The sequence below is a fragment of the Thiovibrio frasassiensis genome (assembly GCF_029607905.1).
Classification (GTDB): Bacteria; Desulfobacterota; Desulfobulbia; order Desulfobulbales; family Desulfurivibrionaceae; genus Thiovibrio; species Thiovibrio frasassiensis.
Genome location: NZ_JAPHEH010000001.1, coordinates 169,591 through 184,638, shown reverse-complemented (window position 1 = coordinate 184,638; position 15,048 = coordinate 169,591). Strand labels below are relative to the sequence as shown.

General features: G+C 56.6%; 13 protein-coding genes. 8 read left to right on the top strand and 5 right to left on the bottom strand.

Translation table 11 applies throughout. From position 1 onward, the window contains the following. The first annotated feature begins 126 nt into the window (after positions 1–126). Complete coding sequence (locus OLX77_RS00795) at positions 127–1,389, top strand: glucose-1-phosphate adenylyltransferase family protein (protein ID WP_307631677.1); 1,263 nt, start codon at positions 127–129, stop codon at positions 1,387–1,389. Further along, positions 1,386–2,651 carry a glucose-1-phosphate adenylyltransferase family protein gene (locus tag OLX77_RS00790; protein ID WP_307631676.1) on the top strand — a complete coding sequence of 422 codons (1,266 nt, stop codon included), beginning with the start codon at positions 1,386–1,388 and terminating at the stop codon, positions 2,649–2,651. The genes OLX77_RS00795 and OLX77_RS00790 overlap by 4 nt, the downstream gene beginning before the upstream one ends. Positions 2,652–2,742: 91 nt before the next feature. Here the strand turns inward: OLX77_RS00790 and OLX77_RS00785 are convergent, their stop codons facing one another. From OLX77_RS00785 to trpB, 5 genes are all read right to left on the bottom strand, one after another. Further along, positions 2,743–3,663, bottom strand: coding sequence for an HDOD domain-containing protein (locus OLX77_RS00785; protein WP_307631675.1), 921 nt, complete (start codon positions 3,661–3,663; stop codon positions 2,743–2,745). Positions 3,664–3,813: 150 nt separating this feature from the next. Next, complete coding sequence (locus OLX77_RS00780; protein WP_307631674.1) at positions 3,814–4,782, bottom strand: PAS domain-containing protein; 969 nt, start codon at positions 4,780–4,782, stop codon at positions 3,814–3,816. 217 nt (positions 4,783–4,999) lie between these two features. Continuing rightward, positions 5,000–5,851, bottom strand: coding sequence for a PAS domain-containing protein (locus tag OLX77_RS00775; protein ID WP_307631673.1), 852 nt, complete (start codon positions 5,849–5,851; stop codon positions 5,000–5,002). 3 nt (positions 5,852–5,854) lie between these two features. Beyond that, complete coding sequence (gene trpA / locus OLX77_RS00770) at positions 5,855–6,619, bottom strand: tryptophan synthase subunit alpha (RefSeq protein ID WP_307631672.1); 765 nt, start codon at positions 6,617–6,619, stop codon at positions 5,855–5,857. Then, entirely contained in the window at positions 6,606–7,838 is a 1,233-nt protein-coding gene (trpB, locus tag OLX77_RS00765; protein ID WP_307631671.1) for a tryptophan synthase subunit beta, read from the bottom strand. The genes trpA and trpB overlap by 14 nt, the downstream gene beginning before the upstream one ends. A gap of 472 nt (positions 7,839–8,310) precedes the next feature. Between trpB and OLX77_RS00760 the strand changes: the two genes are divergently transcribed. Genes OLX77_RS00760 through OLX77_RS00735 form a run of 6 tightly spaced genes read left to right on the top strand, consistent with a single transcriptional unit; the run spans position 8,311 to position 15,006 of the window. Further along, on the top strand, positions 8,311–8,706 hold the full coding sequence (locus tag OLX77_RS00760) for a roadblock/LC7 domain-containing protein (RefSeq protein WP_307631670.1): 396 nt from the start codon (positions 8,311–8,313) through the stop codon (positions 8,704–8,706). Between the two features lie 3 nt (positions 8,707–8,709). Beyond that, a complete protein-coding gene (locus OLX77_RS00755) occupies positions 8,710–9,330 on the top strand; it encodes a GTP-binding protein (protein ID WP_307631669.1) in 621 nt (206 codons plus the stop codon). Positions 9,331–9,380: 50 nt separating this feature from the next. Beyond that, positions 9,381–10,808, top strand: a complete 1,428-nt coding sequence (locus OLX77_RS00750) for a hypothetical protein (RefSeq protein ID WP_307631668.1) — start codon at positions 9,381–9,383, stop codon at positions 10,806–10,808. Positions 10,809–10,817: 9 nt separating this feature from the next. After that, complete coding sequence (locus OLX77_RS00745; RefSeq protein ID WP_307631667.1) at positions 10,818–13,157, top strand: GspE/PulE family protein; 2,340 nt, start codon at positions 10,818–10,820, stop codon at positions 13,155–13,157. A 40-nt stretch (positions 13,158–13,197) separates the two neighbouring features. Continuing rightward, a complete protein-coding gene (locus OLX77_RS00740) occupies positions 13,198–14,340 on the top strand; it encodes a response regulator (protein ID WP_307631666.1) in 1,143 nt (380 codons plus the stop codon). A 15-nt stretch (positions 14,341–14,355) separates the two neighbouring features. Beyond that, the gene (locus tag OLX77_RS00735) at positions 14,356–15,006 is read left to right on the top strand and encodes a DUF8082 domain-containing protein (protein WP_307631665.1); all 651 of its coding nucleotides are present in this window, start codon (positions 14,356–14,358) and stop codon (positions 15,004–15,006) included. Positions 15,007–15,048: the final 42 nt, after the last annotated feature.

Sequence of the window (15,048 nt, the reverse complement as noted above, 5' to 3'; positions counted from 1 at the left end):
CACCAGATCTTTTGGGAAATCTTGCTCCGTTCACATTCCTCTGCTTGCTTTTTGGCGCAACCCTTTCCATAATGGACTTGCAACCAGGAACTGAAGTAGCAATTCCCCTCTTTTTTCAGGCATTCCATGAAACTGAAACCGAAGGTTCTGGCCATGATCCTTGCCGGGGGGCGCGTTGATGAGTTGAACGTGCTCACCGCCTACCGGCCCAAGTCGGCTGTCCCCTTCGGCGGTTTTGCCAGGGTGATCGATTTCGCCCTGAGCAATCTCATGCATTCCGGCCTGGAACGGGTCGCCATTCTCAGTCAGTACCGGAGCTTTTCCCTGATCAATCATATCGGGGTCGGCGCGGCTTGGGACATGACCGGGCGGTACCGTGGGGTTTCCATCCTTCCCCCTTCCCAGGGCTCGGGCCAGAGCAGCTGGTACCGTGGTTCGGCGGATGCCATCCATCAGAATCTCGATTTTATTCAGTATCACGATCCGGAAACCATTCTGGTCCTCTCCGGCGACCATGTCTACCAGATGGATTACCGGGAGATCCTCCAGTACCATCGGGAGAAGGATGCCGACCTGACCATCGCCTGCCTGCAGGTTCCCATGCCTGAGGCCAGCCGTTTCGGGGTGGCGGAGATCGACGACGAGGACGGCGAGCGCGGCGGCCGCATCCTGCAGTACCAGGAAAAACCGGTCGACCCCAAATTCAACTGGGCTTCGCTCACCGTCTACTGCTTCAGGCCCTCCGTCCTCTATGAGGTCTTGGAGGCCAATGCCCGGGAGGACGATTCCTTTGAGTTCGGCCGGGATATCCTGCCCCGGATCATGGCAAGCCAGCGGCGGGTGTTCGGTTTTAAGTTTCGCGGCTATTGGGGATACACCCGGACGGTTGATGAATATTGGCAGACCAATATGGACCTCCTGGGTCCGGAACCGAAGATCCGCCTTGCAGACTGGGGCATCCGCACCAATCTGGAGCACCGGTCGGTCCGGGACTGCCAGCCTCTCAAGGTGGGGACCGGGGCCAGCATTGAGAACAGCCTGGTCTATAACGGCTGTGTCGTGGAAGGGCGGGTGGAGAACTCCATCCTCTTTCCCGGGGTTCATGTCAAGTCCGGGGCGGAGGTGAAGAACTCCGTGCTCTTTTACGACAATGTGGTGGGACACGGGGCCATCCTCGACACGGTGGTGAGCGATGTCAACGTGACCTTCGGCGCCCGGGTTCGGGTCGGCGGTGCTGCCGGGGTGCCCCAAGGCGAGAAGGTGACCGTGATCGGCTGGAACAACCATCTCCTCGACGGCATGGTGATCGGTTCCGGCTGCACCCTGCACCCCAATCTGCGACCGGAGCAGATGGTCGGGGAAATCGGCAACGGCGAGGTGGTCCGATGATCCTAGGCGACAATACCCTGGTTCTCCTGCTGGCCGGCGGGGTCGGCAGCCGCCTCAATGTTCTGGTGCAGACCAGGGCCAAGCCGGCCGTGCCCTTTGCCGGGTTCTACCGGATCATTGATTTTTCCTTGAGTAACGTGATGAATTCGGGCTTGAGTCAGGTCGGGGTGCTCACCCAGTACAAGCCCCTTTCCCTGATGCGTCATCTCGGCACCGGCGAGGCCTGGGATTTCACCGGCCGGACCAGGGGGGTGAAGATCCTCCCCCCCCGCACCGGAGCCCATGATTCCGACTGGTACAAGGGCACCGCCGACGCGGTGCGCCAGAACATCGATTTTATCCGCGCCCACCCGGCAAAGGAAACGATCATCCTTTCCGGGGACCATATCTACCGCATGGATCTCGACGATCTGCTCCGGTTCCATCGTCGGAAGCAGGCCCAGGTGACCATCGCCATGATGGTGGTGCCGCTTTCCGAGATCCATCAGTTCGGGGCCGGGATCACCAACGATGAGGGGCGTATCATCGAATGGGAGGAAAAACCCAAGGTGCCCCGCACCGATCTGGCCTCCATGGGAATCTATGTCTTTGATACCGAATATCTGCTGCGGTTGCTTGAGGAAAATCGCGAGGAGGTGGACTTCGGCATGCATCTCATTCCCAAGGCCATCGAGCGGGATAATGTTTTTGCCTATCCTTTTCATGGCTATTGGCGGGATGTGGGTACGGTCCAGGCATACTGGGAAGCGAACATGGATCTGCTGAAAGTCGATTCCGAGATCTCCCCGCAGGCCTGGGGCATCCGGCCAAACCCCTATGCGGATCGGTTGGCGGAGGACCGCTGTCCCGCCCGCTTTGCCCAGGGTTGTGTGGTGGAAGGCTCCATGATCTCGGCCGGCTGTGTTATTGAAGGAGAGGTGCTCAATTCCGTGCTCTCGCCCGGGGTGCGGGTGGGAAAGCATGTCCGGGTCAAGGACTCCATCATCCTGCACGACTGCATTCTTGAGGAGGGGGCGGTGGTGGATCTGGCCATTCTCGATAAACGGGTCCGGGTTGGGCAGGGGGTAGTGGTGGGGCAGGGTGAGGACAAGGCAACGCCAAACAAGTCATTCCCGAAGCATCTTTACACCGGGATCACCCTGATCGGCAAGGAGGCGGAGGTGCCGGACCGGACCGTGATCGGCCGCAACTGCGTGGTGACCCCCTCCCGCAAGGGTGGGGATTTCCCTTCCCTGAACATCGCCACCGGCGAAACCATCTGATTCGTAAGGTTCGTAGGGGAGAATTGCGGGGCTGGAGATCGTGGGGGCATGCGCCCTTTTTCTCTCGGCCCTGATTTCCCCCTGCGGGGGGTCAGGGGGAGGTTCCTGCTTTCTGCGCGATCCTGGTCCTGATCTTGAGCTTGGCCAAGCCGAAACGGATGATGTTGTCCGACATTGCTTCGGCGACCTCCAGGCTTCTGTTGGCCAGGCCGAAGGCCTCCTTTTTGCTGATCCCCAGGATTGGTCCGTAGTGCAGGAGTAACTCCCCGAGTTCCAGGCTTGAGCCGTAGCAGAGGATCGAGGTCAGGCGGTTGCAGAAGGCCGCGACATTGAGGAGGTAGAGCTGGGAGTCGAATTTGTTGGTCGGCTGGGGCGGGTTCTGCCCCATGCTCAGGACGATCTTTTCGGAAAAATTCCAGAAGCGAGCGATTTCCATGCCCACCGAGGAGAAGGTGAGGTCGTTCAGCACCGTTTTCGCGGCAAATTCATCCGAGTAGCCCCGGTCGATGAGATCCTGGGCCTTGCGGTACAGCTCCGGGAGATAGACCAGGATGATGAGTTTGCCCAGCTGGTGCAGCAGGGTACAGATAAAGACCTCTTCTTCCTGCACATTGATTTTCTTGGCCCGGCAAAGAATCTTTGCCTGGGAGGCGCTGACGAAGCAGAGGGCCAGGAGCTTGCTGATCTCTTCCTTTTCAACGCCGGCCTTCAGGAAATCTTCAAACAGGGCCAGGCTGACGGCCAGTTCCTTCAGGGTGGTAAGGCCGAGGGTGGTGATGGCCCGGCTGATGTTGGAAATGGGGGCCGACCGGCTGTAGAAAGCCGAGTTGACCACCTGCAACAATTTGGTGGTCAGGGAGGCATCCTTGAGAATAACCGCAGCGATTTCTTCGGCGCTGGATTCGTCGCTGTTGAGGAGCTGGAGGAGTTCTTCAACATGGTCGGACATGGCAGGAAGCTCGCTCATGTTGACCTTGCTGAATATCTCCCTGAGAGTTTTGTCTGGGCCCATGGTTGGTATCGTATTTGTGGCGGGGTAGCGGTCTGAGCTCGGGGTGCGGCCGGATGCCGTTCTCTCTATTATAATAAATCTACCCTGTCTGCCAGGGAACTGTAAAACAAAATGTAAAAAAAAGAGCTGCGGACCAGAAATTGGCTGCGTTTACTTTTTCTTGGGGAAAACCTGGGGATGGTGTTGTTCTCCGCATTCCTCGCAGATGCCGTGGCTGAACTCCACCTCGGCGTGACTGCGAAGATAGCTCTCCAGTTGTTGCCAGGACCCGCTCTTATCCTTGATTTTTTTGCAGTAGGAACAGATGGGCAGAAGGCCGTTGAGTCTTTTTGTCTTGGTCAGGGAGGATTGTAGCTCTCGGATGAGATGTTCCTTGCCCTTCTCCGTCATCTTGCGGATGGTTACATCGTGGGTGATATTCACCACGGCGGTGACCTGACCGGTATCATCTTTTAACGGTGCCGAGGTGATCTCCAGGTGGCGTTCGCTGCCATCAATGCGGGCCACTTTTTCGTTTTTGTGGATTTCCCCGTCGTTAAAAACTTCCTCGGCATGACACGATTCGCAGCGGCTCTGTCGGCCATGGTAGATGGTGTAGCAGTTTCTGCCAAAGTTGGAGCCCCAGAGTTGCTTGGCTGTTTCGTTTTCGTAGAGAATGCTGAAGTTACGGTCGATGATGGTGCATGGCTCCCCCAGGCTGGCAAGAATCACTTCGGCCTGGGAGCTGACCATTGCCTGTAAGGGTTGCGTATTGCGGATGGCTATGATCAGCAGCTCCGGGCAAGGGAGATGCGCCTGGAGGGTGCAGATCCGGCCGGGCCCAAGAAGAAACTCTTTGTGTATTTGTGGTGTTACGGAGAGGGTGAGTTCGTGCAGCAGTGCAGGCAGAGCCAGGGTTTGGCTGAGGGATTCCGGCAGTGTCTTTCCTAGGATGTCGCCTTCTTTCAGCGAGAGTAATTCGCACAAAAGCTGGCTGGCAACCCTGCCCACAAATTCCGTGGGAGTGCCGAAGTCGTCCCTGCGGATTTCAATAACACACACAGCGCAATGGACGTCATCCAGGATTGGGTTGAAAAGCAAGGGGAGCAGGGTTAGGGGGATGTTTCCGGGGGTATTCAAGCTATACGCTCCTGTTGTATTTCTGCTTTCAATTGTACTCATGCCGGAACGTTGGAGCCGAAATTTTAGGCCGAAAGTGTCAGGCGGAAAGGGCGGTTTTTTTGCCACCGTTCCCCCCGGTTTGGTGGCAGGCTGCCGCTACGGCAGAGTTTTGCTATTAATGGAGTTGGACGTCAATAGCAATACGGGAAAAATACTGGGTCAGTGGGAATGCGTGTCAGACAAGGGAAGAGAGGTATGAGCGCAGATTGATTTTTTTACATTTGAGGCCGAGTTTAACGCGAAGTTTATCGCGGTAAAATTCTACGGTTCGGCTGGAAATATCAAGGATAGCGGCCATTTCCTTGGTGGATCTGCCTTGTTTGGTCAGTTCCGCAATCTCCAGCTCCCGGGGGGTAAGTCCGTCCAACCTGGTGGAGAGCGCCAGGCTGAAGGTGGAGGTGATTTTTTCAAGATTGTTTAATGCCACCCGTAGGTAGAGCTGCAGTTCCTCGTCCTTGGCCCGGTCCTGTATTTTGTCGAGATAGGGGATTACCAACCGTTGGAGATTGTCATGAATTCTGCGTTCGTGCTCGGCTCTGGCTTCGGCGGCTTGATGGAGGAGAAGGGTGAGGGCGTTGTTGACTTCTGTGAGTTCTCGGGCCTTGTGCTCGAGGCGGAGTTCGAGTGCCTGTAATGCACTGATGTCTCTGGAGATGCCGCGGAAACCCACCACGGTTGTTCTTGCCAATAGGGGCAGGCAGTGGGTTTCGATGGGGATGACGGTGCCGTCTTTCCGAACTCCCCGTCGCCGCCAGCCGTTTCTAGGTTTTTTGCTCAGGCGGATCTTTTCCAGGATTTGTCGTTGGGTCTCCCGATCTTCCGGGGGGATGAGCGTTTCGATGCTGTTGCAACCCAGGAGTTCCATGGGCTTATAGCCATAGAGCACAGTACAGCTTGGCGAACAATAGGTGAAATTGCCCTGTGCATCTGTTTCCCAGGCCCACTCAAGGCACAGGGCCGCAAGTTCATGGAGACGGGAGGTCTCGTTTGTCAGCGTTTTGTCGGCATCTGAGGGGCCGGCTTTCATCGTCTAGCGGAGCCCGGCGATGAAAGGGCCCACCGCCGCCGCCCCTTTTTCTTCCACCAGCCGGATGGTAGCGGTGCCGATCACGGCCAGATCGGCCTTGCCGGTCAGGATTTGCACGTCTTCCCGGCTGCTGATGCCAAAGCCCACGGCGAGCGGCAGATCCGTTGCCTTGCGGCAGCGGGCCAGGTAGTCGTCGAAGGAAGCGTCGAACTCGGTCTTGCTGCCGGTGACGCCCCGCCGGGCCACGCAGTAAATAAACCCGTCCCCATGTCCGGCCAGGGTGCGCATCCGTTCCTCGGTGGAGGTGGGGGCGAAGATCTGGATCGCGGCAAGATCAAACTCCTTCGCCAGCCGAAGATATTCCTCGCCTTCTTCGGGGGGGAGATCAGGGATGATGAAGCCTCGGATGCCGATTTCCTTTGCCTTGTGCAGGAACTCCCGCACGCCGTATTTGAAGAGGATATTATAGTAGGTCATGAACAGGAAGGGGATCTTGTGTTGTGCCGCCATCTCCGCAGCAAATGCGAGGCAGTCTGCGACCGTGGTCCCGGAGGCGATGGCTTCCTGGTTGGCCTTGATGATCATGGGGCCGTCGGCCATGGGTTCGGAAAAGGGGATCTGGAGTTCGATCACGTCCACGCCGTTTTCTACCATCTGGTGAATTACCTCACGGTTTGCCGCAAAGGATGGGTAGCCCAGCACCAGATGGGTCATGAGCAAAATATCTTTTTTGCTCCGGGCTTCCCGGAGCTGCTCAGCGAGTTGCATATTCCTCTCCTTTCTTCCGGATAAACTCCTTCCAGGACGGATCATCAAAGGCATGGGCAATGGTGAAGATGTCCTTGTCGCCCCGGCCGGACTGGTTGATAATGATAGCCTGATCGCTGGACAGCTCTCCCGCTTCCTTAAAGGCCTGGACAAAGGCATGGCTGGATTCGAGGGCCGGGATGATCCCTTCCTTTTTGATGGTCAGATCCAGCGCCGCCATGACCTCCTGGTCGGTGGCCGCGGTAAAGCGGACCCGCCCTTTTTCCCAAAGGTCGGTGAGCAGGGGAGAGACCCCGATGTAGTCAAGACCTGCGGCCACCGAATGGGTGTCGAGCATTTGACCATCGGAATCTTGGAGAAACATGGTTTTGTAGCCTTGGGCCACGCCGGGCGAAGCGTCCTGGCTGGCGAGGCGTGCTGCATGCTGGCCGGTGTCAATCCCCTTGCCGCCTGCCTCCACCCCGATCAGTTCTACCTCGGAATCAGCCAGGAAGCCCTGGAAGATCCCCATGGCGTTGGAGCCGCCGCCCACACAGGCGTAGATCCGCGCCGGAAGTTTCCCGTGGGAGGCGATGATTTGTTTCCGTGCCTCTATCCCGATGATGGACTGGAACCAAGCGACCATCTCCGGGAAGGGGTGCGGGCCGCAGACCGTGCCCATCACGTAGTGGGTGGTGTCCATATTGGAAACCCAGTCGCGGAAGGCCTCGTTGATCGCGTCCTTGAGGGTGCGGCTGCCGGTGGTGACCGGGACCACGGTGGCGCCCAGTTTTTCCATCCAGAAGACATTGGGCCGCTGGCGATGGACGTCTTCCTCGCCCATGTAAATGGTGCAGGCAAAGCCGAACTTTGCGGCCATGGTGGCGCAGGCCACCCCGTGCTGACCCGCGCCGGTTTCGGCAATGACCCTGGTCTTGCCCATCCGCTTGACCAGCAATCCTTGGCCCATGACGTTGTTGGCTTTATGCGCCCCGGTGTGGTTGAGGTCCTCGCGCTTGATGAAGATCTGGGCACCGCCGAAGTGACGGCTCAGGTTGTCGGCGTGGGTCAGGGGGGTGGGGCGGCAGGAGTACGAACTCATAAGCGCGACATATTCCTGCCAGAAGGCTGGATCTGCCTTGGCCTTGGCGTAAACCTCTCGCAGCTCCCGGAAGGTTTCGTACAGCACTTCCGGAATATAGGCGCCGCCCCATTGTCCAAAATAGCCTGGTTTGTTCATGATGAAGATCCTTGCCGCCTAACCGGCTGATTCTTTTATTTTTTCCAAAAAAGATACGATACTCCATTTTCAGGGGGTTCGACAAGGAGAGAAGAGGAGGATTGTCTAAAAAAAACAGGCGCTGTTTCCAGGTGTTCCCTCTTGCAATGCAGCAAAACGGTCTCTTTTTTTTCGGCGTGACGGTTTCCGGGCAAGGGATGGTGTCGGGATTTTTGCGTAGCAGAGTAAATTCTTCTATGCCTGCATAGTTGATTGGAATCAGTACATTATTTCTGCACGCTTTCCGCTTGACACGGGTTTTTTTTCCAGGTACACGATAGAGACGTGTTTTGCCGGAAATTCAGCAGATACACAGCGTTTCAGCCGGTTCCGAAGCTGCTTAGCGGCAGTTTTCGCCCCCCTCTGTGTGCGGCAACCTTACCTGTTTGCTGTGATGGAGCATCCAAACCCTCACCATGGGAGAAAACGGGATATGCAAGATTTTATCCTGACTGCGGAAATTCTGGAAAAAGCCAGGAATGCTATAGAAGGCTCGCTCATTCAGGCGGGTGTTCGCACCGCCTTGCTCATCGACGGGGCAGGCAATATCCTGTCCAACTGCGGACATGACTCCGATGATATCGACGCCATTTCCCTGGCCGCCTTGGCTGCGGCCAATCTGGGAGCAACCTCCCAGATCGCCAAACTGATCGGTGAGGAGGATTTTTCCCTGCTCTTTCATAAAGGGAAAAACGGGAATATCCATTTCGGGCGGATCGGCGAAGAGCTTATTCTCATCACCATTTTCGGAGAAGATGTTTCCCTCGGCCTGGTGCGCTGCCGGGTGACCGACCTGACCGATACCCTCCTGCAAATTTTTGAAGGATGACCAATGGCGCTCATTGATCTCAGCAAGAAGGAAATTCATTGCAAGATTGTCTACTACGGCCCCGGTCGATGTGGCAAGACGACCAATCTGCTCACCGTGCACAGCTCCATGGCGGATAATGCCCGGGGCAAGATGCTGACCATCGAAACCAAAGGCGACCGGACCCTGTTTTTTGACCTGCTGCCCTTGAACCTGGGGAAAATTCGAGGGTTTAATATCCGGATTCAGCTCTATACCGTGCCGGGTCAGGTCATGTATGCCGCCACCCGCAAGCTTGTTCTGAAAGGGGCCGATGGCTTGGTTTTTGTTGCCGACCCTCTTCAGGTGCGGCGGGAGCGCAACATCGAAAGTCTGGAAGACCTGCGGACGAACCTCCTGGATTACGGTCTCAAGTTGGAAGAAATTCCTTTGGTCATCCAATATAATAAACGGGATCTTGTCGGTACCCCGATCCCAACCCTGACCGTGGAAGAACTTGACGCCGATCTCAATAGCGTCTTCAAGGCAAAGACCTTTGAGGCCTCGGCCGTTACGGGGATGGGGGTCTTTGAAACCTTGCGGGAAATCAGCAAACAGACTGTGCGTTACGTCACCAATAAGCATCTGCTGCATGAGACAAAATAGGCCTGCCGGAATGTCCCGAGGTTGGCGATTTCTCAAGGAGAATGGAGTTTATGACTGACAATGCCCCCGAGCGTGATTTTCACGCCGAAATAGACGACGCCATTGACAACCTTTTTGCCCCCCATGCCGGGGCAGGGTTGGACACTCCTGTGGCCCCGGTTTCCGAAAAATCGGCGACTCCGGCGCCAGCCGTGCCGACCTCGGAAAAAGTCGTACCCGTGCCGGTCAGCCTGCTTTCCGCCGACGGAACGGATGCCTTTATCCCCTTTGAGGAAGCGCTGCTCTCCCTGGACTGGGAGATTTCAGCCGGCAATATAGAAACAGCCCGGAATGCCCTCAAGGAAATCCAGGGCTGTTTCGAGGTGGATAAGGCGGTCGCCCTGACGGAAATTTTTGCGCTCATGGACCGGTTGCTGGAGGTCATGGTCATCGCCCCGCAAAGGGTTCCCACCTCCGCCCCGAAGATCTTGCAGGAAGGGTTGCAAACCTTACGGGCCGCCGCAGGTGCCGAAGATCTCTCCCTTGTCGAGCAAACCCTGATTGACCCCACCCTTTCGGAGCTGCGTTCCGCTATCCCTAATATCCCAAAGGATTACAGCCAGTTTGGGCAGGCGGCAGCACCCAAAACGCAAAATCTCTCCGCAAGCGAGCAGAAAACCATTTCCCCCCCAACTGCTGCCGTTCGGGCGACCATCCCCCCGGTTCAGTCCGTTTCCGGGGACGAGGATTTTTTACCGGAACTTCCTGCTGCATCCGGCACCAGGGCTGCCCAGGTGCTGATTGAGGCGGTGAATGCCCATCTTGTTGTACTGGGGAAGTGTATTGCCAAACGGATTATTCCGGTTGAAAATCTTTTTGCCAAAACCCCCGGCTATGAAAAATTGCATGCCATCCACACCGAGTTGCGAGAACGGTTGGAAAAGCAAAAACAGAATCTGCTCAATGCCTTGGGCGGGGATTATCAGGCGGATGCCGCTGTTCCGGCCGAGTCTGCAAAGCCAGCCGCCTCGGCGGCCACGCCTTGTCCCTGGCAGACTGTGGCGCTTGCCACCTGGGGTGGAAAAATGGTGGGTTTTCTGCCGGAGCAGATCGTCTATGAGGATACCCCAGGGGGCAGGGTGAGAAAATGCGGCTCCTTTTTGTCCTTGAAAAATCTTAAGCGTGGTTTTTTCGGCAAAATCGGTTTGGTTGTCCGGGGTGAACTGGGTTTTCTTGAGGAAGCCATCTTGAAAACGCTGACCATTCCGGTGGCCAAAACTTCGGCTTCGGTAGAAAATGAAGCCAAGGCTGACAGCCCCCTGCTTGTCCTGTTCAAAGCCAACAGCGGCATGGCATTCTGGCTTGATGGACCGACGGAGCAGATCGATACCTCCAACGGTTGTTGCTGGGAGCCGCTGGCTGACCCCTCCACCCTGGTTGCCGGTAATCTTATGGTCAACGGGAAAAGCGTTCCGGTTATAACCTTGAGGAGCGTGTAACCGGACGGCATGGAAATGACTATCTCCATGGGTGCCAGGGAAGCCATCGAGGCAAAACTTGCCGAAGCCGACCTCTACGCCGGGCAAGGGCTGGTGGATGAGGCTCTGGCCCTGTGCGAGTCGCTGCTCGCCCAGGTCGCCAGCGATCCGATTCTCCGGGATTTGGTCGAGGAAAGGCTGGTCGTTTTGCAAACCGAACGGGGCATGGCGGCATCCGGGAGGGCCCCTTCTGCGACCGCCGGCAAGGTTTCCGAGGCTGACCGTTTCGAGAACTGCCACGGGTTGATGGTGGCAGGGTTTTACCGCGAGGCAGTGGAAGAGTTACGGGCCTTGCTCCCCACCGGTTTCAAGCCTGCCGTGGTGCATGCCCGGATCGGCGTCTGCTGTCTCCAGCTTGATAAGCCCTTTGAAGCCATTGAACATTTTGAAGCCGCAGCGAGCAAAAAAGGCGGATTCGAGCGCAAGATCGAACGTCTTCAGCTTCTCGACCAGCTTGCCCTGGCCTATGAAAGTACCGGCTCGACACCTTCCACCATCAAAACCCTGGAGGAAATGGTCGCCCTTGATCCCTCCTATCGCAACGCCGCCCAGCGACTTGCGAACCTCTCCCAGAGCACAACCAAGTATGGCCAGTTTTATGGCCTGATCCGTAACAAACTTCTGAGCCCGGATCAGTTTGATGCGGCGCGGGTCAAGGCCCGGCAGCACAATAAGACGCTGGACAGCGCTCTGCTCGGTGATTTTGGCATTGACCGAAAACAGCTTGGCGCCTCCATCAGCGAATACTATGGGTGTCCGTTTGTTGAGTTCGTTGAAACGGAAGTGCCGGAGGCGCCTGCCTGTATCCAGGGGGCAAAGGAAAGCTATTTTCGGGCCAATGTCTTTATCCCCATCGGTCAGGAGGATGGCCACATTGTTGTCCTGGTCGATAATCCCCACGACCTCGGCAAGCAGGACAATATCCGCGCTGTACTCCATGGCGCCCCCTTCCGCTTTGCTGTGGGACTCAAGGATGACATCAGCAAATTCATCGATTTTTTTTATGGGAAATACTCCCTGGATCAGGGGGCGCAGAATGTTTTCGAAGAGCTTGAGCTTGTAGAGGAGTTTGAGGGGAGCGCCGATGATGACGAGGAAGTGGGCAGTGCGGCCGATGGGGTTGTGGTACAGATGGCCAATAAGATCATCGAAGATGCGGTGGCCCGCAACGCTTCCGATATCCACATCGAATCGATGCCCGGTAAGAAGGGGACCTCGGTCCGTTTTCGGATTGACGGCATCTGTTCCCACTATAAAAATATCCCCTTTGCCTACAAGCGGTCATTGATTTCCCGCCTCAAGATTTTGGCCAAGCTTGATATCTCGGAGAAACGACTGCCCCAGGACGGTAAGATCAAGTTCAAAACCCGCCGGGGCAAGATCGAACTGCGGGTTGCCTCCCTCCCCACGCACGGAGGCAACGAGGATATGGTCTTGCGTATTCTTGCCGCCGGCTCCGCCCTGCCCCTGGAGAAAATGGGGTTGTCGGCACGCAATCTCACCGAGTTGCGCCGCCTCCTTGATCTGCCTTACGGGCTGGTTCTTGTGGTCGGCCCCACCGGTTCCGGCAAGACCACGACCCTGCACAGCGCGCTCAATTATGTCAACCGGCCGGAAAAAAAGATCTGGACCGTCGAGGACCCGGTGGAAATCGTCCAGGACGGACTGCGGCAGGTGCAGGTGGAAAACAAGATCGGGCTCGATTTTGCCAAAATCCTCAGAGCTTTTTTGCGGGCCGACCCCGATATCATCATGGTGGGCGAGACCCGGGACCAGGAAACCGCCGAGACCGTTATCGAGGCGGCGCTCACCGGCCATCTTGTTTTTTCGACCCTCCATACCAACTCCGCCCCGGAAACCGTTACCCGGCTGTTGGGCATGGGGATCGATCCCTTTAATTTCTCCGACTCGCTGCTGGGCATTCTGGCCCAGCGTTTGGTGCGGCGGCTCTGTCCGCACTGTCGGGAGGCCTACGCGCCCGATGCGGTGGAAAAAGAGCTGATTAAAGTGGAATATGGCGAGCATCCCTTGAGCCCGTTGGGCATGGCGGAGATTGAGCGGGCCACTTTGTACCGGCCGAAGGGGTGTGACAAGTGTAAAAAAACCGGTTATCTCGGGCGGCTTGCCATCCATGAACTGCTCACGGTCGATGACCAGCTGAAGCTGCTTATTGTCAAGAACAGCCCCATCGTTGAGATCCGGGATGAGGCGTTGCGGGTGGGTATGCTTACCCTCAAGCAGGACGGGATCCGCAAGGTGCTGGCGGGACAAACCGATCTCTTGCAGGTCCGGGCGGCCTGCATCAAATGAAAGCGGAAAGAATAATCGTATTGCAACAGGGGCAGTCTCTATGAAAAAAGTATTGGTTGTTGATGACGACCATGGGTTTTTGCTGAGTTTGCAGGACATGTGCCGCGAGCGGGTCGATTCCTTTGAGATCGTTACCGCGGGGAACGGGAAGGAAGCGTTGGCTGTCTTGGGCAGTCAGCCGGTGCATCTGGTGGTCACCGATTTGAAGATGCCGGAGATGGACGGCTTCGAGTTGGTCAGCCGGATGAGCAGGCTGCGCAATTCGGTGCCGGTTATTGCCATGACCGCTTTCGGCACCCCGGAAATGGAAGACCGGCTCATGAATCTGGGCGCCTTCCAATACATCGAAAAGCCTGTCGATTTTGAACTGCTGCTGCAAAAAATCAAGGATGGTCTGGCCGCAGGCGCAAAAGGACATGTCTCCGGCGTTTCATTGTCCTCTTTTCTGCAGCTCCTTGAGCTTGACCGGAAAACCTGTACCATCATGGCAAGGGCCGGCGCCCGCACCGGACTGCTTTTTTTCGAAAACGGCAGCCTGATCAACGCCTATGCCGAGCCTCTTGTCGGCTTGGACGCCGCCTTTGAGATCATCAGCTGGGAACAGGCGGAGATCGAGATTTACAATTTCTGTCAGAACCGGAAACAGACCATTGACGCTCCCCTGGGATTTATTCTCATTGAAGGGGCCCGCTTGAGCGATGAGCGGGGTGATATGCCTGCTCAGGCCGCAGGAGAGCGCGATGATGAATTTGATCACCTGGAGGATCTTGATTTCGCCACCTCGCCGTTGCCTCCTGCCGGCGCGGCCATGGCGGCGGCGTTGGCGCAGGGCGGCAGGGCAAGTCTTGAGGAGACGCTCAATGCAGTCCAGGGTGTCAACCGGGTGGTGCTTGTTGCCAAGGATGGAACCGTCAGGGTGCAGCGGAACATTGACAATAAGGAGTTTAAGCCTTTTGTGACCTATGTTGCCGTGGCGGCGGATAAAATCAGGGGGATTCTCGGCTATGGTCATCTTCCCTCCCATATCATCCTGAGTCAGGAGAAAGGCGAACAGCTGCTGATCATACCGGGAACGGAGTTGTCTGTGGGAATAGAGGTTGAGTCTGGAGTTTCCCCCACCAAGATTGTTGCGGCCATCGGCCCGGCCCTTGCCGAAGCGCAGCAGCTTGAGGCCCAGGCATAATGAGGAGCGTGTAGCATGGATGAAATTTTACAGGAAATAAAAATGCTCCCCGGTGTTCAGGGGGTTTTTGTCTCTGTCGATAAACCGGATATCGTTTTTTCTTATGTGCCCACCGGTTTTGACCATGAGACACTCAAGGCGATGGGGGTTTCCCTGCAACGTCTTTTCAAGATGAATGCCTCCTGCCAGCTCAGTGTCAATTCCGTGGAGATGCGTTTTCCCGAGGCCATGGTGCTGGTGAAGGAGATCTGCGACGGTTCTTCGCTGGTGATTCTCTGTGAGACAGAGGCAAATTTTTCGCTGATCAACATGACCAGCAATATGCTTCTTGGCGAACTTGCCCAGGGAGTGGAAAAAGTCCGTGCCAATCCCGAGGGCGCCCTGCAGGCAAACTCGGCGAAAAAGGCGGGGAGCATGGATTTTGGTCAGGCCCAGAACGAAGAGCCAATGAAAAGTGCCCTTCCCGTTTTTCAGGATGCACTGGCCAAGGCCATCGGCCCCATTGCCGCGATGATCGTCAAGGAGATCGTCGGGAAATGGTTACAGGGCGGGGCGTGCGCCGAGGAGCGTTTCCCGGAGCTGGTTGCTCTTTTCTGCCAGGAGATAGGGGACCCAGGGTTGGAAAAGGAATTTCGGGTAGAGACGCAAATGTTGCTCCCCCGTTAAGTACACGCAAAAAAGGCTTGCCCCCTCGTGAGGGAGCAAGCC

Bases quoted from the DNA above. Each gene is read 5' to 3' on its own strand.
- OLX77_RS00795 (WP_307631677.1), top strand. From the start codon at position 127: ATGAAACTGAAACCGAAGGTTCTGGCCATGATCCTTGCCGGGGGGCGC.
- OLX77_RS00790 (WP_307631676.1), top strand. From the start codon at position 1,386: ATGATCCTAGGCGACAATACCCTGGTTCTCCTGCTGGCCGGCGGGGTC.
- OLX77_RS00785 (WP_307631675.1), bottom strand. From the start codon at position 3,663: ATGGGCCCAGACAAAACTCTCAGGGAGATATTCAGCAAGGTCAACATG.
- OLX77_RS00775 (WP_307631673.1), bottom strand. From the start codon at position 5,851: ATGAAAGCCGGCCCCTCAGATGCCGACAAAACGCTGACAAACGAGACC.
- trpA (WP_307631672.1), bottom strand. From the start codon at position 6,619: ATGCAACTCGCTGAGCAGCTCCGGGAAGCCCGGAGCAAAAAAGATATT.
- trpB (WP_307631671.1), bottom strand. From the start codon at position 7,838: ATGAACAAACCAGGCTATTTTGGACAATGGGGCGGCGCCTATATTCCG.
- OLX77_RS00760 (WP_307631670.1), top strand. From the start codon at position 8,311: ATGCAAGATTTTATCCTGACTGCGGAAATTCTGGAAAAAGCCAGGAAT.
- OLX77_RS00755 (WP_307631669.1), top strand. From the start codon at position 8,710: ATGGCGCTCATTGATCTCAGCAAGAAGGAAATTCATTGCAAGATTGTC.
- OLX77_RS00750 (WP_307631668.1), top strand. From the start codon at position 9,381: ATGACTGACAATGCCCCCGAGCGTGATTTTCACGCCGAAATAGACGAC.
- OLX77_RS00745 (WP_307631667.1), top strand. From the start codon at position 10,818: ATGGAAATGACTATCTCCATGGGTGCCAGGGAAGCCATCGAGGCAAAA.
- OLX77_RS00740 (WP_307631666.1), top strand. From the start codon at position 13,198: ATGAAAAAAGTATTGGTTGTTGATGACGACCATGGGTTTTTGCTGAGT.
- OLX77_RS00735 (WP_307631665.1), top strand. From the start codon at position 14,356: ATGGATGAAATTTTACAGGAAATAAAAATGCTCCCCGGTGTTCAGGGG.